This is a genomic window from Mesorhizobium sp. Root554, assembly GCF_001427025.1.
In the GTDB taxonomy this organism is placed as follows: Bacteria; Pseudomonadota; Alphaproteobacteria; order Rhizobiales; family Rhizobiaceae; genus Mesorhizobium.
Genome location: NZ_LMGA01000001.1, coordinates 3,540,526 through 3,559,141, shown reverse-complemented (window position 1 = coordinate 3,559,141; position 18,616 = coordinate 3,540,526). Strand labels below are relative to the sequence as shown.

The following is an 18,616-nucleotide window of genomic DNA, read 5'->3' as shown; positions in this document are numbered from 1 at the left end:
AGTCGTTCGCTTGGCATTGGAGACGCGAATGTATCGGGCGGTCACGCGCAGCATCGAGGTGCAAGTCCAGCCGTTCTATATGGAAGAGCAGTCGGACCCCTCCGAAAAGCACTATGTGTGGGGCTACCGCATCACCATAGACAACCAATCGGACGAACTCGTGCAGCTTTTGTCGCGCTACTGGCAGATCACGGACGAATCGGGCCACGTCAAGGAAGTACGGGGAGATGGGGTGATCGGCGAGCAACCCGAACTCAATCCGGGCGACAGCTATCAATACACGTCAGGCTGTCCGCTCTCGACGCCGTCCGGCATCATGGTCGGCCGCTACACGATGCGAAACGCGGGCGGCGAACTGTTCGAAATCGCCATTCCCGCTTTCTCGCTCGACATTCCGCGCGGCAAGCGGACCCTAAACTGATCCGTTTGCCGCGGGCAGATTCCTGCTTATTGCGCTGGCGCAAATTCGGCAGGGTCGAATTCGTATCGTGTCGAACAGAATTCGCAATCGACACGAATTTTGCCGTTTTCGATGCTGCTATCGATCTCCTCGGCCGAAAAGCCCTTCAGGATGCCCCGGACCTTGTCTTGCGAGCACGAGCACTGGTCGATGACACGCGCGGCGCCGAAGACGCGGACGCCATGCTCGTGAAACAGCCGGTACAGCAGCCGCTCGGCGCCGACGGTCGGATCGATCAGTTCCGTGCGTTCGACGGTCGCCAGCAGCACCAGCAATTCCTGCCAGGAATTGTCGATGGGATCGTGCGTGGCTTCGACGGGATCGCCGTCGCCGCCCGGCAGGTCGGGCACGCGCATGCGTTCCGACGCTTCCGGCAAGAACTGCGCCAGCAGACCGCCGGCGCGCCATTGCTCGCGCCCGCCGGGCATGACCTGCTTGGCCACCGCCAGCCTGAGGTCGGTCGGTATCTGTTCGGACTGCCGGAAATAGGTGCGCGACGCCTCTTCCAGCGAGGTGCCGTCGAGCTGGACGATACCCTGGTAGCGTTGGGTATGAGCACCCTGGTCGATGGTCAGCGCCAGCACGCCCGAGCCAAGCAGAGCCTCGTCCGAAACATCGCCGGCGGCGACGAGTTCGTCGATCCGTTCCGCGTCAAAACGGGCGTAAGCGCGCAGCGCGCCGGGCGTCGTGAAATCGGCAACCAGCATGTCGAGCGGGCCGTCGGTGCGAGTCTGCAGGATGAACTTGCCGTCGAATTTGAGCGAGGTTCCCAGCAGCACCGTCACCACGCAGGCTTCGGCGAGCAGACGAGCAACCGGGTCCGGGTAATCGTGCCGCGAGAGGATGGCGTCGAGCATCGGGCCGAGTTGCACGGCACGGCCGCGCACGTCGAGCGGGCCGACTTCAAACGGCACGACATGGTCGTCGCCGGCATGGCCGAACTCGCCAAGCCTGGGTTCGCGGTCAGTCAATTGCGTAGCTTCCAGCATGGTCAATCTCCGGGCGCGGCGATGCGGCCCGGGGTGCCAGCATGGCTCGAAACGCCTTCAATGTGCGTGATGCCGCGCAGATAGGCATCGCGTCGCTCCGGATCAAGCGCCCAGACACCAGGCCAGCACCGCCTTCTGGGCGTGCAGCCTGTTCTCGGCTTCATCGAGGACCACCGATTGCGGCCCGTCGATCACCTCATCGGTGACTTCCTCGCCGCGGTGGGCCGGCAGACAATGCATGAACAACGCGCCGGGGTTGGCTCTGGCCATGAGCGTCGCGTTGACCTGATAGGGCAGGAACACGTTGTGGCCCCGGGCGCGGTGCTCCTGGCCCATCGACACCCAGGTGTCGGTGACCACGCAGTCGGCGCCGTCGACAGCCGCTTCGGCTGACTTGGTGAAATTGACAGTGCCACCGTTGCGGCGCGACCAATCGACGAATTTCTCCCCCGGCTCGCTGCCTTCCGGCACGGCGATGTTGAGATTGAAGCGGAAGCGTGCGGCAGCCTCCAGCAGCGAATGCAGGACATTGTTGCCGTCTCCCGTCCAGGCGACAGTCTTGCCGGCCACGGGACCGCGGTGCTCCTCATAGGTCATGATGTCGGCCATGAGCTGGCACGGATGGGTCTCGTCGGTGAGGCCGTTGATGACGGGAACGGTGGCGGCCTCGGTCAACTCCAGCAGCCGGTCGTGCGACGTGGTGCGGATCATGATCGCGTCAACATAACGCGACAGCACGCGTGCGGTATCGGCGATCGTCTCGGAACGGCCAAGCTGCATTTCGGCGCCGGTCAGCATGATCGTTTCGCCGCCGAGCTGGCGCATGCCGACATCGAAGGAGACGCGGGTTCGCGTCGATGGCTTGTCGAAGATCATGGCCAGCATCTTGCCATCGAGCGGCTTTGAACGCTCGCCGGCTTTCAGCCGCTGCTTGCGTACGACGGCATCGTCTAGCATCGTGCGCAGGTCGCTTTCCGAAACGGTGGAAAGGTCGGTGAAATGGCGTAGTTCCATGCGGCTCGTTCGCTTACTTCGCGGCCGCAGCAATTGTCTCGGACAAGGCCTTGGCAGCTTTATGGATACGCGCCAGCGCCTCGTGAATCTCGGCATCGCTGACGTTGAGGGGCGGAAGCAGGCGAATGACGTTGTCGCCCGCCGTGACGGTCAGCAGATGCTGGTCACGAAACGCGGTGTTGACTTTGACGTTCGGCATCGAACATTTGAGGCCGAGCATCAGGCCGACGCCGCGTATGTCTTCGACGACGTCAGGAAACTCGTCCGCGACGGCGCCAAGACCCTGTTTCAAAAGCAGCGCCTTGCGGCTCACCTCGTCGAGGAAACCGTCTTCCAGAACGACGTCGAGCACGGCGTTGCCGACAGCCATGGCCAGCGGATTGCCACCGAAGGTCGTGCCGTGGACGCCGGCGGTCATGCCCGCGGCCGCGGCGTCGGTGGCAAGGCAGGCGCCAAGCGGGAAGCCGCCGCCAATGCCCTTGGCTATGGCCATCACGTCCGGGTTCACGCCGCTCCATTCATAGGCGAACAGCTTCCCGGTGCGGCCGATGCCACATTGAACTTCGTCGAAGATCAGCACGAGGCCCTGCTGGTCGCAAATCTGGCGCAGCCGCTTGAGCGTCTGGGCCGGCACCTGGCGTATACCGCCCTCCCCCTGTATCGGCTCGATCAGGATGGCCGCGGTTTCCGGCGTTATGGCCTTTTCCACCGCTTCGATGTCTCCGAGCGCGACCTGGTCGAAGCCTTCCACCTTGGGCCCGAAGCCCTCCATGTATTTGTACTGGCCCCCGGCGGCGATCGTCGCCAACGTGCGACCATGGAAGGCGCCTTCGAAGGTGAGAACCCGGAACCGTTCCGGCCGGCCGTTGACGAAATGATAGCGGCGCGCCGTCTTGATGGCGCATTCGAGCGCTTCCGCACCCGAATTGGTGAAAAACACCTTGTCCGCGAACGTTTCTTCGACGAGCCGCTCGGCCAACCGGCGCTGGCCGGGGATCTCATAGAGATTGGAAACGTGCCAGAGCTTCTGAGCCTGCTCGGTCAGGGCGGCGACGAGATGCGGGTGGCCGTGACCCAGGGAATTCACGGCGATGCCGGCGGCGAAATCGAGATATCGCTCGCCCTTGTCCGTCACCAGCCAGGCGCCCTCGCCATGGTCGAAGGACAGGGGGATGCGGGCAAAGGTCTCGTAAAGCGCCGAACCGCTCATTATATGCGTCTCCGGAACCGGAAAAATCAAAAAGCCGCCCGTTCGGCGGCCTTTTGCGGCTTATCCTGTTTTTCAGTCACGAAGTCAACGAAAACGTCTTTTAAGCCGGCCGTCCACCCCTTCTGGAGAACCTGTTCGCCAACAGGTCGGCAAGTTGGGGAAAACCGAAAAAACCGAATCGTGTTGCCCTCATGACTCTTGTCACCGAGTCAGCGCATAGAGTAGTTGTGAAGAAGAAATAACTAGATTTCGTGCGGCGGATCTAATCACCCTGTAGATGTGGTGTCCGCCCGGTGTGAGCCGGGTCGTGAATCGATTCCAGCGCCGTGTGGATTCAAAGGAGTGCCGTCTCATGAACTGGACCGACGAGCGCGTCGAACTTTTGAGAAAACTCTGGTCGGAGGGTCTGAGCGCAAGCCAGATCGCCGCCCAGCTTGGAGGCGTCAGCCGCAATGCCGTCATCGGTAAGGTACACCGCCTGAAGCTCTCCAGCCGTGGCCGCGCAACCGCGGCGCCGGCTCGCCAGAAGAAGGCATCGCAAGGATCGACGATCACCAAGTCGGTCACGCGGGCTGCCTCGGCGACACGGCACGTCACCACCTCGATCGGCGCCACTGCGCTGCAGGCGCAGTTCGACGCTGAGCCGGTGGCGCGCCACTACATCCGCCCTGTAGAAAACGTCGTCGTGCCGATCTCGCGGCGGCTGCACCTCGTCGAACTGACCGAACGCACCTGCAAATGGCCGAATGGCGACCCGTTGAGCGAAGAGTTCCATTTCTGTGGCAACGATTCAGCCGATAGTGGCCCGTATTGCACTTATCATTCGCGCGTGGCTTTCCAGCCCGCATCGGAGCGCCGGCGCAGCCGGTAAGGCAATCGGCAATCGACAATCGACAATCGACAATCGACAATCGACAATCGACAATCGACAATCGACATTGCTCTGCCAGAGCCGGGCAGAGCGCAAGAGCAATAGCCTACTGCCTACTGCCGTCCTCACAGCCAGCCGTTCTTGCGGAAGCGCCAATAGAGAACGACGCATATCGTGCCGATGGCCGTCAGAACGGTCGGATAGCCGTAGCTCATCCGCAATTCCGGCATGTCGTTGAAATTCATGCCGTAGATGCCGGCAAATGCGGTCGGCACAGCCAGTATGGCCGCCCATGAGGCGAGCTTCTTGGTGATCGCCGTCTCCTGGCTCTGGCCAACGAGAAGGCTCGTCTCGAAAGCGAAGGCCAGCACCTCGCGCAGGCTGTCGATCTTTTCCTGGACCGTGCGGATATGGTCGGTGACGTCCCGGAACAGCGGGTGCATTCCTGGTTGTATCTGTGACAGGTCGGCGCTTGTCAGCCGGCGGCAAACCTCCACCAGCGGCAGCGCGGCATTGCGGAGCCGCAACAGGTCGCGCCGCAGCATGTAAAGCCGTTCGATGTCGCCAGCGACCATCGGCCTGACCAGCACCTTGTCTTCGATGTGCTCCACCTCGTCCTCGATCTGTTCGAGCACGGGCATGTAATTGTCGACGATGAAATCGAGGATGGCGTAGAGGACGAAGTCCTCCCCCTTGGCGAGCGCGTGAGGGCAGCTTTCCCAATGCTGGCGCACCGTGGTGTACGAGGTCGAGGGACCATGGCGAACGCTGACGATGTAGCCCTTGCCGACGAAAAGATGCGTTTCGCCGAAAGTGACCCTGCCATCGACCAATTGCGCCGTGCGGGCAACGATGAACAGCGCCTCGCCATATTGCTCGAGCTTCGGCCGCTGATGCGGATGCTCCGCATCCTCGATGGCGAGTTCATGCAGGTTGAACTGGGCCTTTACCCGCAGAAGAAGCTCGCGGTTCGGTTCCAGAAGACCGATCCAGACGACATGGTCCTTCTTGCGCGACCATTCGCCCGCTTCTTCGATCGGAATGTCGGCTATGCGCTTGCCGGCCGTATAGACGCTGCATGCCACGATGGCATCGGCCGAAGATGCGGGAACGAATTCACGGACATATTCCATCACGCCTCCCTCGCGGCATTGCCTTGGGTACGGTGCTAGGACCTGTACAAGCCTAGCGCAAATACGAGGTGTTGGCGACTATTTGGCAGGCTGATGCACCGGCAGGACGACACGGTCGGTCTTGTCTTCCTTGGGCCGCTCGGCCGGCATCTGGTCGCCGGTGACGATGTGATAGATCGTTTCCGCGATGTTGGTGGCATGATCGCCGATGCGCTCGATGTTCTTGGCGCAAAACAGCAGATGCGTGCAGGGGGTGATGTTGCGCGGATCTTCCATCATGTAGGTGAGCAATTCGCGAAACAATGACGTGTACATGGCGTCGATCTGCTCGTCGCGATCGCGCACGAAGCCGATGCTGTCGATGTTGCGCGAAGCATAGACGTCAAGAACGTCCTTCAACTGCTGGAGCGCAAGGTTCGCCAGCGCTTCGATGCCGCGGAAAAGGCTGTTCGACTGCCGTTCCTGCGTGACGGCAACCACCCGCTTGGCAACGTTCTTGCCGAGATCGCCAATCCGCTCCAGATCGGCCGAAATGCGGATGGCGCCGATGATCTCGCGCAGATCCGTTGCCATGGGCTGGCGCCGGGCGATGATGACGATCGCCTTTTCGTCGATCTCGCGCTGTCCTTCATCGAGAACGACATCGTCCTTTATCACCTTCTGGGCAAGGTCCGGATCAGCGTTGACCAACGCCGATATCGCCTGTTCGACCATGCGCTCGGCATGGCCGCCCATCGCGGCAATGCGCTTGGTCAGGTACTTGAGTTCCTCGTCATAGGCGCTGACGATATGCACTGACTGCATGGCGGAAAGCTCTTCCAGGGCGGCTGTTGATTCGTGTCTTCAACTGTCGCTGATACGCCGGGCACATGACAGAATGAAGAAGGCTTCCGGCCATAGATAGCGCCTGTCGGCCCGCAAATCTACTTTGCTGGCAAATGGACGGTGAAAGCGGCGCCCTGCCCGAGTTCTGATTTGATCGACAGCCGGGCACTGTGGCGCGTCAGGATGTGCTTGACGATCGACAGGCCAAGACCTGTCCCCTTCTGCGAACGGCTGGCATCGACATCGACGCGATAGAAGCGTTCGGTGATGCGCGGTATGTGTTCTTCGGCGATACCGGGTCCAAAGTCGCGGATGGTGACGTCGACACTCGGTTCCGGACCTGACGCGCCGCGGTCGATCGAAACAACGACACGGCCGCCGGATTGGCCGTATTTGCAGGCGTTTTCCATCAAATTCTCGAAAACCTGAAAGAGCTCGTCCCGGTCCCCCGCGACCTCGAGCGGTCCCTCGATGAAATTCTTCTCGACGACGATGCCGTTTTCCTTCGCCAGCGGTCCGAGGGAATCGATGACGCTGCCGACGACCTGCCGGATGTCGACGCGGCTGCCGGGCGCAAGATAGGGCCGCATTTCCAGCCGCGACAGCGACAGGAGATCGTCGATCAGCCGCGCCATGCGACCGGTCTGGTTCTGCATGATCTGCAGGAACTGCTCCTGCGCGGCGGGGTCCTTGCGGGCCGGGCCGCGCAGGGTCTCGATAAAGCCGGCGATGGAGGCGAGCGGCGTACGCAACTCGTGGCTGGCGTTGGCGATGAAGTCGGCGCGCATGCGGTCGATGCGGCGGGTTTCGCTCTGGTCCTTGAAGACCAGCACGTACAGTTCCGTGCCATGGCCAACGGGAGACGCGCTGACCCTATAAGCGCGTTCCACCGGCAGTTTCTCGATGTACTCAGCGGTTTCGACGGCGGCAGTGCCCGAAAGCACCGCTTCAATCAGTACCTGCATTTCCGGCGCGCGGAATTTCAGCGGCAGCGACAGACCGGGCGCGAGGTTGCCAAAGGCGGCCATGGCGGCGGCATTGGCGTGGATGACGCTGCCATAACGGTCGAAGATGATGAGCGGGTCGGCCACGGCGGCGGCTAGATATTCCCCGGAGAGGTCGCGCAGGCTCATGGCTTCGGCTGGACCGGCGCCAGGCAGGGGAAGCGACCGTTCGCTGGTGGGCGCAAAAGCGGCGATGGCGAGAAGCACAACGACGATGGCGGGGGCGATATAAAGCGCACTGCCGGCGACGGAGGACGCGACTACAACGCCCGCTACGCCGCCAGACAGCAGCCATCGGCTGCCCCAGAGGCGGCGCACCGCTAGCTGAAGCAGGCCGTCGCCCGTTCTGTCCGCTCTGTTGGTGTCACCCATGCGCTCCATCCCGGCGCCACGAACTTCCCGCTGGACCGCCAGCGAGCATCCCCATAGCATGAACCATCGCACTGAAAAGGGTACGTGTTCATGAAAAAGGCCAATGAAAATTCGCCATCCTCGGATTTGCCTCCGATCAAGATCAGGATCGACGGCAAGACGCGGGAATTCGACATGGACGACCCTGAATTGCCCGACTGGATCGAAGACAACAAGCTGACCGCTGGCGGCTACCCCTACGACAAGAAACTGAAAAGGGGGGAATATGAGGAGACACTCGAGGCGCTGCAGATCGAACTGGTCAAGGCGCAGACCTGGATGCAGGCGACCGGCGCCCGCGTGCTTGCCCTCTTCGAAGGCCGTGACGCTGCCGGCAAAGGCGGCACGATCTTTGCGGTCCACGAGTACATGAACCCCAGAACGGCGCGCAACGTGGCGCTTGCAAAGCCGACTGAAACGGAACTCGGGCAATGGTACTTCCAGCGCTATGTGTCACGCTTCCCTACTGCCGGCGAATTCGTCAGCTTCGATCGCTCCTGGTACAACCGGGCCGGCGTGGAGCCGGTCATGGGCTTCTGCACGCCCGAGCAGCACCAGAAATTCCTGGACGAGACGCCGCATTTCGAGCGGATGATCGTCAATGACGGCATCCATTTCTTCAAGTTCTGGCTCGATATCGGCCAGGAAACCCAGTTGGAGCGGTTCCACGATCGGCGTCACAGCAAGCTGAAGAGCTGGAAGTTCTCACCCATCGACATTGCGGGGATCGAGAAGTGGGACGACTACACGAAGGCGCGCAACGAAATGGTGCGCAGGACCCACAGCAAGGAATCGCCATGGACAATCGTGCGCGCCAACGACAAGCGGCGGGCGCGCATCGCCGTCATTCGAAGGCTGCTTTTGTCACTGCCCTATGACGGGCGCGATCTCGACGTGATCGGCAAGGAGGACAAGAAGATCATCGGCGAGGGCCCTGTCTTCCTGAAAGACTAGGACCGGAAAGCACCGGCGACCGGAGAGGCGGTCTGGGTCGGCACCTGTGGTCGGTTCGGTTCTGGCACGCGACCCTTGTTGTCGTGCGGCGTCTTTTCCCAGTGATGCGGCTTTCGCCACAATTGCCAGACCGCGCGCCAGCCGGCTGCCGACATCATCAGCCAATAGACGGGCGTGAACAGAAAGACCTTCCATAAATCATGTCTCTCGCCCTTGCGAAGCGAGCGCCAGCCGAGCAGCAGAAAAGACAGGTAGCCGCAGGCGATGTTGACGACGTCGACGGCAAGCAGGGCCATCTTGAACGGTCCCGGATAGTGGCCCATGCCGATCTCCACCGCGAGGTAAAGGAACGTGCCGAAAAGCAGCGGATGCAGGAGAACCGAAGCAAGCATGCCGGCAAACAGGATCTGGGCGACCATGAAGGAACCCGGTCCAAGTTGCCGCATCAACTGCATCGGGTCGCGCATATGGACCAGCCATGTCTGCAACCAACCCTTGAACCAGCGGGTGCGTTGCGGCAGCCACACCGCGAAGCGGGTCGGGGCGGCTTCATAGGTCGGTCGTCTGATCACGTCGGCGCGGTAACCGAAACGCGCAAAGCGCATGGCTATGTCCGCGTCTTCAGTGACGTTATAGGGGTCCCAGGCTCCAACCTCTTCCAGCGCCTGGCGCCTGAAATGATTGGAAGTTCCACCCAGCGGCAGGACCATGCGCCCGCCAGCAAGCCATGGCAGCAGCCCACGGAACAGGCCGGCATATTCGAAAGCGAACATGCGGGCGATGATGCTTTCGCCGCGGTTGGAAATCTCGAGCGGCGCCTGCACGACGGCAAGATCCGGCCCCTCGGCCTCGAATTTACGCCAGGCCTCGACCAGTTGCATGGGATCGGGCTGGTCTTCCGCGTCGTAGAGCACGATGAAATCCCCACCGCTCATCGGCAAGGCATAGGACAGAGCCTTCGGCTTGGTTCGCGGACCTCCAGACGGAACTTCGACGATTTCAAAATGCGGTGGCAGCGGATTGGCGCGGATAGCGGCCAGTGTCTGCCTGTCGTCCACCTCGCAGACCAGTTTGATCTGCAGCCTGTCGCGCGGCCAGACAAGACGGTCGAGCGATGCAATCAGGTTCGGGATGATTTCCGCTTCCTTGTAGAGCGCGACCAGCACGGCAAACATCGGCGCTTCGTCTGCTGAAGGCGCCTTCGGTGGTTCTGCCTCTGTCTTCGTCCGCGGCACAAGTACGACGGCGAGCCGAAGAACGACGCAGGCGAGAAAGAAGAAAGTCGCCAGACCGTGCAGGAAGGTGATGGTCGGCCCGAAGGCGAGCAGCAATGCGACAGGCAGCAAAGTCGCAAGTGTGCCGATCACATATCCCTGCCAGCCATCAAGCACGACGCTCGCCGACATTTTGGGAAAGCGTTCGGAGAGGCCCGATGTCGCAATCTTCATCAGGGCAGGTCGCGCCCGCTTCAGCAATGCGGCACGAAGCTTGCCGGCATCGGTCAGCTTCAGGCGGCTGGCCAACACCGGCAAGCGGCCGATATGGTCGCGCAGCGCCGCCGGACTGACGGTCTGGGCGGGCACCAAAAAGGCGACCCGTCCCTCCCGCTCCTCTATCAGCCGCACCGGAACCCCGGCACTCGGCCGGCGCAAAAGACCCAGGCAATCCTTGGCTCTCACGATCAGCTGCGCCGGATCGATATCGGCAGCGACACCGAGGCCCAGTTCATCCCCCATGCTCTCGACGAGTTCGGTCGCCTCGATCACGCCATAGGCCGTCAATCCGGTCTGGAAGCTGCGACCCTCCCTGCGGGCCCGCGCGGCGATGTCGACCCGGGTGCGCAAAGGCACGGAGAGGCGATCCAGGACCGCCCGCCATTCGATCATCTCGGGAAAAAAGGTTTCCGCCAAGCGGAAACCGTAATTCGGCTTCGTCGCGCGCCTGATCAGACTTGCATTGCGCCCAACACGCGACGCGCCTATGCGGTGGCTAAACTCGAACAGCCCCATACTGCCCCCCGACCCCCTTCGGCGTTTGCCCGTCACGCAGAAGGTCACACTTTAAGCTTCAACGACCTCGATAGTTTTGTTGTTAAAATTTTACTTGTATCATTTTTGTACAAAAAGCGCGGCATTTGCAATGGAGTTCATCTTGCGTGGTCGAGTCTTGATCCTGACTGCGTTTTTGGCGCTTGCAGCGCCTTCCCTGGCCTGCGCGCAGACCATTGCGGCAGGGCCGCAGATCCCCGTCCTGTGGGACACCAAGGAACGGTTGCCCAAGCCAGATCTGTCTGCCCTTCCCCGGCTTCGCTTCCTCACCACCACGGATTTCCCGCCCTTCAATTTCTTTGACGATCAGGGTCGGCTGTCGGGGTTTCATATCGATCTGGCGCGCGCCATTTGCGCGGAACTCGACGTTGCCGAAAAATGCCAGATCCAGGCTTTGCCGTGGAAGGAACTGGATGGAGCGCTGCGGGCCGGCGAAGGCGAGGCCATCGTCGCCGGCACGGCAGTCACGGCCGCTTCCCGCGAAGACTATGCCTTTACCCGCCCCTACCTGCAATTTCCCGCCCGATTCATCATGCCGAAAGCGACTGCCGTCGCCGAGCCCATCTGGGAAAAGCTCCAGGGCAAGCGGGTCGGCGTCCTAGGCGCATCGGCGCACGAACGCATGTTGAGGGACTATTTCGATGCGGTGAAAGTTATCCCGTATCCGTCGCCGGAGAAACTGTATGACGGACTGAAGGCCGGCAATATCGACGCCGCCTTCGGCGATGGTTTGCGCCTTTCCTTCTGGCTGGCTTCGCCCGAATCCGACGATTGCTGCCGCTTTGCTGGCGGACCTTATCTTGCGCCCGACTATGTCGGCGCCGGAATGGCCATCGCCACCAGAAAGCAGGACGATGTCCTGCTGGCCGCGTTTAACTATGCGCTGCAGGAAATCACGGTAGATGGCACTTTCGCCGAGCTCTACCTGCGCTATTTCCCGATCGGCTTCTACTGATCCAGCATATGGCGGATCCGATCAGGTCAGTGTGCGCAGCCTGGCTTTGGCGCCGCGGGCGATGGCAGCCACGGTCAGCGTATCGATATCCAGTTCGCGCCGGATGAGCTGCAGCACCCGCACCTCCTCCAGCCGCATCTCGAGATCGACGGCGGCGACCTCGAAGGCGGCGGCATAGGCGGTGTCATGCAGCCGCTCCGGCAAGGCCGCGGCGGCCAGCGACAATACGCCTTCCAACCCCTCCTCGCCATGCAGTGCCTGCTGGCAATCCTGCGCGACGGAGATGAGGCGGTCGTGCTTGAAGTCCTCGAAGACCGGCCAGGTGTCGATCACGTGGCCGATGCGCGCCAGTTCGACATCGGACATATCCTTGTCCGATGCGGAGGCAATCACCATCAGATGGATCATGGCGTCGAGGGCGCTAAGCGAGGGCATGAAGGTCTCCTGTGTTAGGCAAGCACGTAGGAACGCGGACCGGCAGCCGCAAGGAAAAACGTCCGCTATCGTTGACGCCTCCTGCCCCGATGCTTAGACCATGCGCCAGCCGCACGAGGCGTGCGAAAATCACGGGACTAACGACATGGCAGGGTCAAACAGCATCGACCTCAATCCTCAACTCCTGGCCGCCGCTGGCGAAAGCAAGGCGTGGCCGTTCGAGGAAGCCAAGAAAATCATCGCCCGCTACAAGGACGGAAACTTCCCGGAGACCGTGTTGTTCGAGACCGGCTACGGCCCGTCCGGCCTGCCGCATATCGGCACGTTCGGCGAAGTGGCGCGCACCACCATGGTGCGGCACGCCTTCCGCGTGCTGACGCAGGACAAGGTCAAGACCAAGCTTCTCTGCTTCTCCGACGACATGGACGGGATGCGCAAAATCCCGGACAACGTGCCGGACCGCGCCGCGCTTGAACCTTATCTGCACATGCCGCTCACGGCCGTGCCGAACCCGTTTGGCGGGAACTACGAGAGCTTCGGGCATCACAACAACGCGATGCTGCGCCGCTTCCTCGATACGTTCGGCTTCGACTACGAATTCGCCAGCGCGACCGAATATTACAAGGCCGGCCGTTTCGACGCGGTGCTCCTGCGCGCGGCGGAAAAGTACGACGACATCATGAAGGTGATGCTGCCGACACTGGGTGAGGAACGCCAGGCGACCTACAGCCCCTTCCTGCCGATCTCGCCAAAGAGCGGACGGGTGCTTTACGTGCCGATGAAGCATGTCGATGCCAAGGCCGGTACGATTACGTTCGACGACGATGGCACCGAGACCACGCTGCCGGTGACCGGCGGCAAGGTGAAGCTGCAGTGGAAGCCAGATTTCGGCATGCGCTGGGCAGCGCTCGGCGTCGACTTCGAGATGTTCGGCAAGGATCACCAGACCAACCAGACGATCTACGACCGCATCTGCGTGATCCTTGGCGGACGCGCGCCGGAGCATTTCGTCTACGAACTGTTCCTCGACGAGAACGGCCAGAAGATTTCCAAGTCGAAGGGCAACGGGCTGACCATTGACGAGTGGCTCGCCTACGCGCCGACCGAGAGCCTCGGCCTCTACATGTTCCAGCGGCCACGGCAGGCGAAGAAGCTTTATTTCGACGTCATTCCGAAGGCGGTCGATGAATATTACTCGTTCCTGTCCGCCTATCCCCGGCAGGACTGGAAGGAGCGTCTCGGCAACCCTGTCTGGCACATGCATGACGGCCATCCGCCGGCGATCGACCTGCCGGTGCCGTTCGCGCTGCTGCTCAACCTGGTCAGCGCCTCCAACGCGCAGAACAAGGACGTGCTGTGGGGCTTCATTTCGCGCCATGCGCCCGGGGTGACGCCCGCCTCGCATCCGGAACTGGACCGGCTGACCAGCTTCGCCATCCGCTATTTCGACGACTTCGTGAAGCCGACCAAGGCTTTCCGCGAGGCCGACGAGGTGGAACGGGATGCACTGGCGAAACTATCCGACGCCCTTGGTGCCTTGCCAGCCGGTACGGATGGCGCGGTGATCCAGAATGCCGCCCTCAACGTCGCGCGTAAGATCGAGCGCTACCAGGACCACTCCAAGCAGGCGCCGGAAGGCGGTCCCGGTGTATCCGTCGCCTTCTTCCAGATGATCTACCAGGTGCTGATCGGGCAGGAGCGCGGCCCGCGCTTCGGTTCCTTCGCCGCACTCTACGGGATCGAAGAAACGCGCGCGCTTATCGCCGAGGCGCTGGCGGGAAAACTTGCGGCGTAGCCGAAAGTTCGGACGGTGGAGCGATGTCGGGCAGAGCCGGAACGACTTCTTCCGGCGAAGCGGCTTGCGTTGACACAGAGGGTGGCGCCGGAAGGCTGCTGGCGCCGGGCGACAGCATCATCCTGATGCGCTCAGGCGGCGGCCCGAAAATGCCTTTCCGGTCGGCCTCCGCCTTCTTTCCCGCTTCGATATAAGGGCCACCTGCGGCGGCTCTCGCCCAACCGTTTTCGACCAGCCACTGGCCGACATCCTGTTTGCCGATGCGGCATTCGGCGGCGATGATATCGCGGCCATTTTCCGGCGGCACCGTGCAGACAACGGCACGGCCGCGCAGGAAACCACGGAATGCCGTGCGCGCCCGCTGGCCGCAGGCCCATTCCTTGCCGGCATCGGTGCAGGTTTCATCGAGGCCGACCATGTCGATACCCGAGACGGCAACCGAATAGCCCTTGGCGTCGATCAGTCCGGCCGCCTTGGCGACGGGCTGGAACAGCGCGGTGCCCTTCCAGTCTTCCGGTTTCGTCTGCTTGGGCGGATTTGGCGGAGCGGCGAGGGCCAGTTCGCTAAGCGGCGCACGCGGCGCGATCCGCTCGAACGCGCCCTCTCGATGGCCGGTCTCGGCGGGCAATTCGGGATCCAAAGTACGTTGAGGAGCAGCCATCGGAACCGGCGACGACGCAACGACGGCCGCTGTCGAATTGCTACCGGCCGCATCCGCTTCGTCCATGGGGATATCCGCCGGAAGGTCTTCGGGTGCATCGATAAGGACGGGAACATCCTGGGCGGCGACAACAACCTGCTTGCCGGCCAGAATGGCCACACTCAAGCCGACCAGGATGAGGCCGGCCACGGCACCGTGAGCTGCTTTCATACTGTCTTACTGACTCGCCCAGACGATCCGCGCAACCCATTCGACATCGCGCATCGGCAGATCCCTGTTGGGATGCTCGGGGTTCAGCGACACCAGCGAGATCGCCCGCGCGGTCTGGCGCTCCAGAACCTTGGCCATCACCTCGCCGCCGCCGGTCTTGACGACGACGCGGTCCCCCTTGCGCACCGTCGCGCCGGGCTCGACGATCAGCACGTCGCCGTGGCGATAAAGGGGAAGCATGGAGTCGCCCTGGACCTTCAACGCATAGGACGTTTCAGTCGATTCCGCCGGCAATTCCACCAGGTCCCAGCCCTGCCCGACCGGAAAGCCGGCATCGTCGAAGAAGCCACCGGCCCCTGCCTGGGCGAAACCCACCAGCGGCACGGCGGATTTTCGAGGGACCTGCCTCGGCGAATTGCCGGCCTGGATGCGGTTTTCCACCAGTGCCAAAAACTCCTCCAGCGAGGCTCCCGTCGCTTCCATGATCTTGGCCAGCGACTCTGTGGACGGCCAGCGTGGGCGGCCGTCGGCAGACAGGCGCTTCGACTTGTTGAAGGCGGTCGAATCGAGCCCGGCGCGCTTGGCAAGCCCCGATGCCGACAGCGAGTAGCGTTCGGCCAAGGCGTCGATGGCGGCCCATACGCGGTCATGCGAAAGCATCGCGCGATCCCTGGAAAAGGAAAAAATACCTTTCGGTTCTAGCGCGGAGAACGGGGCTTGTCCACCACGCAGGCCATCGTCTGCGGAATATCAGCCGGCAGTCTTCGCCAGCGCCCGCAACCCGTTGTGGGAAGCCATGAAGATGCGCTCCGCTTCGGTTGGCGGACGCGGCGTGACCTGTTGTCCGAGCGCCGTCACCACCTCGTCAATTTCCAGAAAGCGGCGAGCTTTTCGCTGATAAACGCCGGCCGTGGTCATGACCATCGCCGCGGTTTCGCCAGTGTCGAGGACAAAGCGGTGGCGGCCGACGATCTGCGTGCCTTCCCAGGTTTCCAGAGAAGACACGATGTCGAAGCGCCGCCATAGCTTGATCTCACGCACGAAGGTCGCCTGGACGCCGCCCAGCATGGGCGACCAGCCATGTTCACGTGCGGCGCGCACGACCCCGGCGCGAAAGAAAATATCCATGCGGCCGAGATCTGCCAGCATCATGTAGCGCGCATTGTTAAGATGCATATTGAAGTCGATGTCGATTGGCAGGCAGCGGAAAGAAAGCCGGCTCTCATCGCCGAAGCGGTATTCGCCGCGCCCCTTCGACGTCGCCGCTACCCGAGCCAGACGCGCCCAAACGTACATACAATGCTCCTGTTTCCTTCTCCCGGGATGGAGAAGGTGATCCGAAGGATCGGACGATGGGTGGTATCCCTTGTCTGCCTGTCAACATTCTCTCCCGTTAACCGGGAGAGAAAAGCTGATCTACGCCGCCTTCTTCACGTCCGCCTTGGCATAGGGGTTGAAGCGTTCGTAGAAGGTCTCGCCCTTTTCGGCCATGTCGAGCAGAAGCTTCGGCGCCTTGAACTCGGCCCCGTATTTCTTCTGCAGGCCCTTGGCGATACGGACGAATTCCTTGACGCCGATGCCATCGATGTAAGACAGCGCGCCGCCCGTATAGGGTGCGAAGCCGAAAGCCAAGATCGAACCGACATCGGCTTCGCGCGGATCGGTTACGATGCCTTCTTCCATGACGCGCGCCGCCTCAAGGGCGATGACGACCAGAAGGCGCTGCTGCAGTTCCTCGTAGTCGATATCTTCCGCCTTCTTCTGCGGATAGAGGTCCTTCAGGCCCGGCCACAGCTTCTTCTTGGCGGGCTTTGGCGGATAATCATAGAAGCCCTTGGCGTTCTTGCGGCCGTTGCGGCCATGGGTATCGACCAGCGTGTTGATCAGCGCCATCTGCTTCGGATCGACAGCCTTCTCGCCAAGGTCGCGGATGGTCTGCTTCATGATCTTCTGGGCCAGATCGATGGCGGTTTCGTCGGTTAGCGCCAGCGGTCCGACCGGCATTCCCGCAGCCTTGGCGGCGTTCTCGATCATCGTCGCCGGCACGCCTTCGATCAGCATCTTGTAGGATTCCGACATGTAGCGCAGCACGCAGCGGTTGACATAGAAGCCGCGCGTGTCGTTGACGACGATCGGCGTCTTCTTGATGGCGCGGACATAGTCAATGGCGACAGCCAGCGCCTTGTCACCGGTCTTCTTGCCGAGGATGATCTCGACCAGCATCATCTTGTCGACCGGCGAGAAGAAATGGATGCCGATGAAGTTCTTCGGCCGCGCCGAATTCTTCGCCAGGCCGGTGATAGGAATAGTCGAGGTGTTCGAAGCGAACACCGCCGAGGATTTCAGCACGGCTTCGGCCTGCTCGGTCGCCTTCTTCTTGATCTCGGAATCCTCGAACACCGCCTCGATGACCAGATCGCAGCCGGTCAGGTCGGCATAGTCGGCGGTCGGCGTGATGAGGGAGAGAAGCCTGTCCTTGTCCTCCGGCTTGGCGCGGCCCTTCTTGACCTGATCGGCGATCAGACCTTCGGAATGCGCCTTGCCCTTTTCGGCGGACGCCAGGTCGCGGTCGAGCAGGACGACCGGGATGCCGGCCCTGGCGGTGACATAGGCGATGCCGGCGCCCATGAAGCCGGCGCCCAACACGCCGATCTTCCTGAACTTCGTTGCCGGCACGCCTTCGGGGCGGCGGGCGCCCTTGTTCAGTTCCTGCAGGGAAATGAACAGCGAGCGGATCATCGCCGCCGCTTCCTTTGTCTGCATGATCTCGGTGAAATAGCGCTGCTCGATCCGCAACGCCGTGTCGAACGGCACCAGCAGGCCCTCATAAACGCATTTCAGGATCGCCGCGGCGGCCGGATAATTGCCGAAGGTCTCACGGCGCAGGATGGCGATGGCCGGCGGCCAGAGGTTCGCGCCGGCAGCCGAATAGATCGGTCCGCCCGGCAGCCTGAAGCCCTTCTGGTCCCATGGCGCGACCGGGCTGAGACCATTCTTGATCAGCGCCTTGGCCGTCTCGATCAGCTTCTTCGGCTCGGCGATCTCGGCGACAAGGCCCATCGCCTTCGCCTTCTGCGGCGTCAGCATCTGGCCGGTAGTCATCATCTGCAGCGCCTGCTGCTGGTCGGTCAGCCTCGGCACGCGCTGCGTGCCACCGGCACCCGGAAAGATGCCGATCTTCACTTCGGGAAGCGCCATCTTCACCTTGTCGGAATCAGTCGCCACCCGGCCGTGACAGGCAAGCGACATCTCGAACGCACCCCCCATGCAGGTGCCATTGATGGCCGACACCCACGGCTTGCCGCAGGTCTCTATCTTGCGAAACAGGCCGCTCATGTAGCCGGCAGCCTCGAACAGCTTCTGCGCCGCCTTCTGCTCATCCTTCGTCTTTTCGCGCGCGAAGGTGTTGAGCATCTTCTGCAGCATGGTGATGTCTGCGCCGCCCGAGAAGGTGTCCTTGCCGGAGGTGATCACCACGCCCTTGATGGAAGCATCCACCACCACCTGATCGACGATGTTGTTCAGCTCGATCATCACCTCTTCGGTGAAGACGTTCATCGACTTGTCCGGCATGTCCCAAGTGACGAGAGCGATGCCGTCGGCGTCGGTTTCGACCGTGAAGTTGTTGTAAGCCATGTTCT

17 protein-coding genes are annotated in these 18,616 nt (G+C 62.0%); 5 read left to right on the top strand and 12 right to left on the bottom strand.

Features of this window, described 5'->3' with window-relative positions; genetic code table 11:
- Positions 1–28 precede the first annotated feature (28 nt).
- A complete protein-coding gene (apaG, locus tag ASD44_RS17155) occupies positions 29–421 on the top strand; it encodes a Co2+/Mg2+ efflux protein ApaG (protein ID WP_056114707.1) in 393 nt (130 codons plus the stop codon).
- A 26-nt stretch (positions 422–447) separates the two neighbouring features.
- On the opposite strand, the gene ASD44_RS17150 is transcribed toward apaG, so the two are convergent.
- From ASD44_RS17150 to ASD44_RS17140, 3 genes are all read right to left on the bottom strand, one after another.
- Complete coding sequence (locus ASD44_RS17150) at positions 448–1,449, bottom strand: Hsp33 family molecular chaperone (protein WP_056114705.1); 1,002 nt, start codon at positions 1,447–1,449, stop codon at positions 448–450.
- A gap of 102 nt (positions 1,450–1,551) precedes the next feature.
- Positions 1,552–2,463 carry an ornithine carbamoyltransferase gene (gene argF / locus ASD44_RS17145; protein WP_056114702.1) on the bottom strand — a complete coding sequence of 304 codons (912 nt, stop codon included), beginning with the start codon at positions 2,461–2,463 and terminating at the stop codon, positions 1,552–1,554.
- A 13-nt stretch (positions 2,464–2,476) separates the two neighbouring features.
- The gene (locus tag ASD44_RS17140; RefSeq protein WP_056114698.1) at positions 2,477–3,673 is read right to left on the bottom strand and encodes an aspartate aminotransferase family protein; all 1,197 of its coding nucleotides are present in this window, start codon (positions 3,671–3,673) and stop codon (positions 2,477–2,479) included.
- A gap of 352 nt (positions 3,674–4,025) precedes the next feature.
- Here ASD44_RS17140 and ASD44_RS17135 point away from each other — a divergent pair, with 352 nt between their 5' ends.
- Positions 4,026–4,544 carry a GcrA family cell cycle regulator gene (locus tag ASD44_RS17135; RefSeq protein ID WP_056114696.1) on the top strand — a complete coding sequence of 173 codons (519 nt, stop codon included), beginning with the start codon at positions 4,026–4,028 and terminating at the stop codon, positions 4,542–4,544.
- A 125-nt stretch (positions 4,545–4,669) separates the two neighbouring features.
- Here the strand turns inward: ASD44_RS17135 and ASD44_RS17130 are convergent, their stop codons facing one another.
- The 3 genes from ASD44_RS17130 to ASD44_RS17120 form a co-directional block, all read right to left on the bottom strand.
- Complete coding sequence (locus ASD44_RS17130) at positions 4,670–5,677, bottom strand: magnesium and cobalt transport protein CorA (RefSeq protein WP_056114694.1); 1,008 nt, start codon at positions 5,675–5,677, stop codon at positions 4,670–4,672.
- Between the two features lie 78 nt (positions 5,678–5,755).
- Positions 5,756–6,481 carry a phosphate signaling complex protein PhoU gene (phoU, locus tag ASD44_RS17125; RefSeq protein ID WP_056114691.1) on the bottom strand — a complete coding sequence of 242 codons (726 nt, stop codon included), beginning with the start codon at positions 6,479–6,481 and terminating at the stop codon, positions 5,756–5,758.
- Between the two features lie 119 nt (positions 6,482–6,600).
- Positions 6,601–7,878 (bottom strand): ATP-binding protein, encoded by a 1,278-nt coding sequence (locus ASD44_RS17120; RefSeq protein ID WP_056116447.1) that lies wholly within the window; start codon positions 7,876–7,878, stop codon positions 6,601–6,603.
- Between the two features lie 90 nt (positions 7,879–7,968).
- On the opposite strand from ASD44_RS17120, the gene ppk2 reads away from it, so the two are divergent.
- Complete coding sequence (gene ppk2 / locus ASD44_RS17115) at positions 7,969–8,871, top strand: polyphosphate kinase 2 (RefSeq protein ID WP_056114688.1); 903 nt, start codon at positions 7,969–7,971, stop codon at positions 8,869–8,871.
- Here ppk2 and ASD44_RS17110 read toward each other — a convergent pair.
- Positions 8,868–10,781 carry a glycosyltransferase family 2 protein gene (locus ASD44_RS17110; RefSeq protein WP_244478795.1) on the bottom strand — a complete coding sequence of 638 codons (1,914 nt, stop codon included), beginning with the start codon at positions 10,779–10,781 and terminating at the stop codon, positions 8,868–8,870. The two genes, ppk2 and ASD44_RS17110, sit on opposite strands and share 4 nt — an antisense overlap.
- A gap of 256 nt (positions 10,782–11,037) precedes the next feature.
- Between ASD44_RS17110 and ASD44_RS17105 the strand changes: the two genes are divergently transcribed.
- Positions 11,038–11,874, top strand: coding sequence for a transporter substrate-binding domain-containing protein (locus ASD44_RS17105; RefSeq protein ID WP_056114685.1), 837 nt, complete (start codon positions 11,038–11,040; stop codon positions 11,872–11,874).
- 21 nt (positions 11,875–11,895) lie between these two features.
- Here ASD44_RS17105 and ASD44_RS17100 read toward each other — a convergent pair whose 3' ends face one another.
- Complete coding sequence (locus tag ASD44_RS17100) at positions 11,896–12,309, bottom strand: tellurite resistance TerB family protein (protein WP_056114682.1); 414 nt, start codon at positions 12,307–12,309, stop codon at positions 11,896–11,898.
- A gap of 145 nt (positions 12,310–12,454) precedes the next feature.
- Here ASD44_RS17100 and ASD44_RS17095 point away from each other — a divergent pair, with 145 nt between their 5' ends.
- A complete protein-coding gene (locus ASD44_RS17095; RefSeq protein WP_056114679.1) occupies positions 12,455–14,104 on the top strand; it encodes a lysine--tRNA ligase in 1,650 nt (549 codons plus the stop codon).
- Here the strand turns inward: ASD44_RS17095 and ASD44_RS17090 are convergent.
- The 4 genes from ASD44_RS17090 to ASD44_RS17075 all read right to left on the bottom strand — a co-directional run bounded on the left by ASD44_RS17090 (position 14,067) and on the right by ASD44_RS17075 (position 18,611).
- Positions 14,067–14,975 carry a thermonuclease family protein gene (locus ASD44_RS17090; protein WP_056114676.1) on the bottom strand — a complete coding sequence of 303 codons (909 nt, stop codon included), beginning with the start codon at positions 14,973–14,975 and terminating at the stop codon, positions 14,067–14,069. The genes ASD44_RS17095 and ASD44_RS17090 overlap by 38 nt on opposite strands.
- Before the next feature lie 6 nt (positions 14,976–14,981).
- Complete coding sequence (locus ASD44_RS17085) at positions 14,982–15,635, bottom strand: helix-turn-helix transcriptional regulator (RefSeq protein WP_056114672.1); 654 nt, start codon at positions 15,633–15,635, stop codon at positions 14,982–14,984.
- Positions 15,636–15,725: 90 nt separating this feature from the next.
- On the bottom strand, positions 15,726–16,271 hold the full coding sequence (locus tag ASD44_RS17080) for a thioesterase family protein (RefSeq protein WP_056114669.1): 546 nt from the start codon (positions 16,269–16,271) through the stop codon (positions 15,726–15,728).
- Between the two features lie 120 nt (positions 16,272–16,391).
- Positions 16,392–18,611, bottom strand: a complete 2,220-nt coding sequence (locus ASD44_RS17075; protein WP_056114665.1) for a 3-hydroxyacyl-CoA dehydrogenase NAD-binding domain-containing protein — start codon at positions 18,609–18,611, stop codon at positions 16,392–16,394.
- Positions 18,612–18,616: the final 5 nt, after the last annotated feature.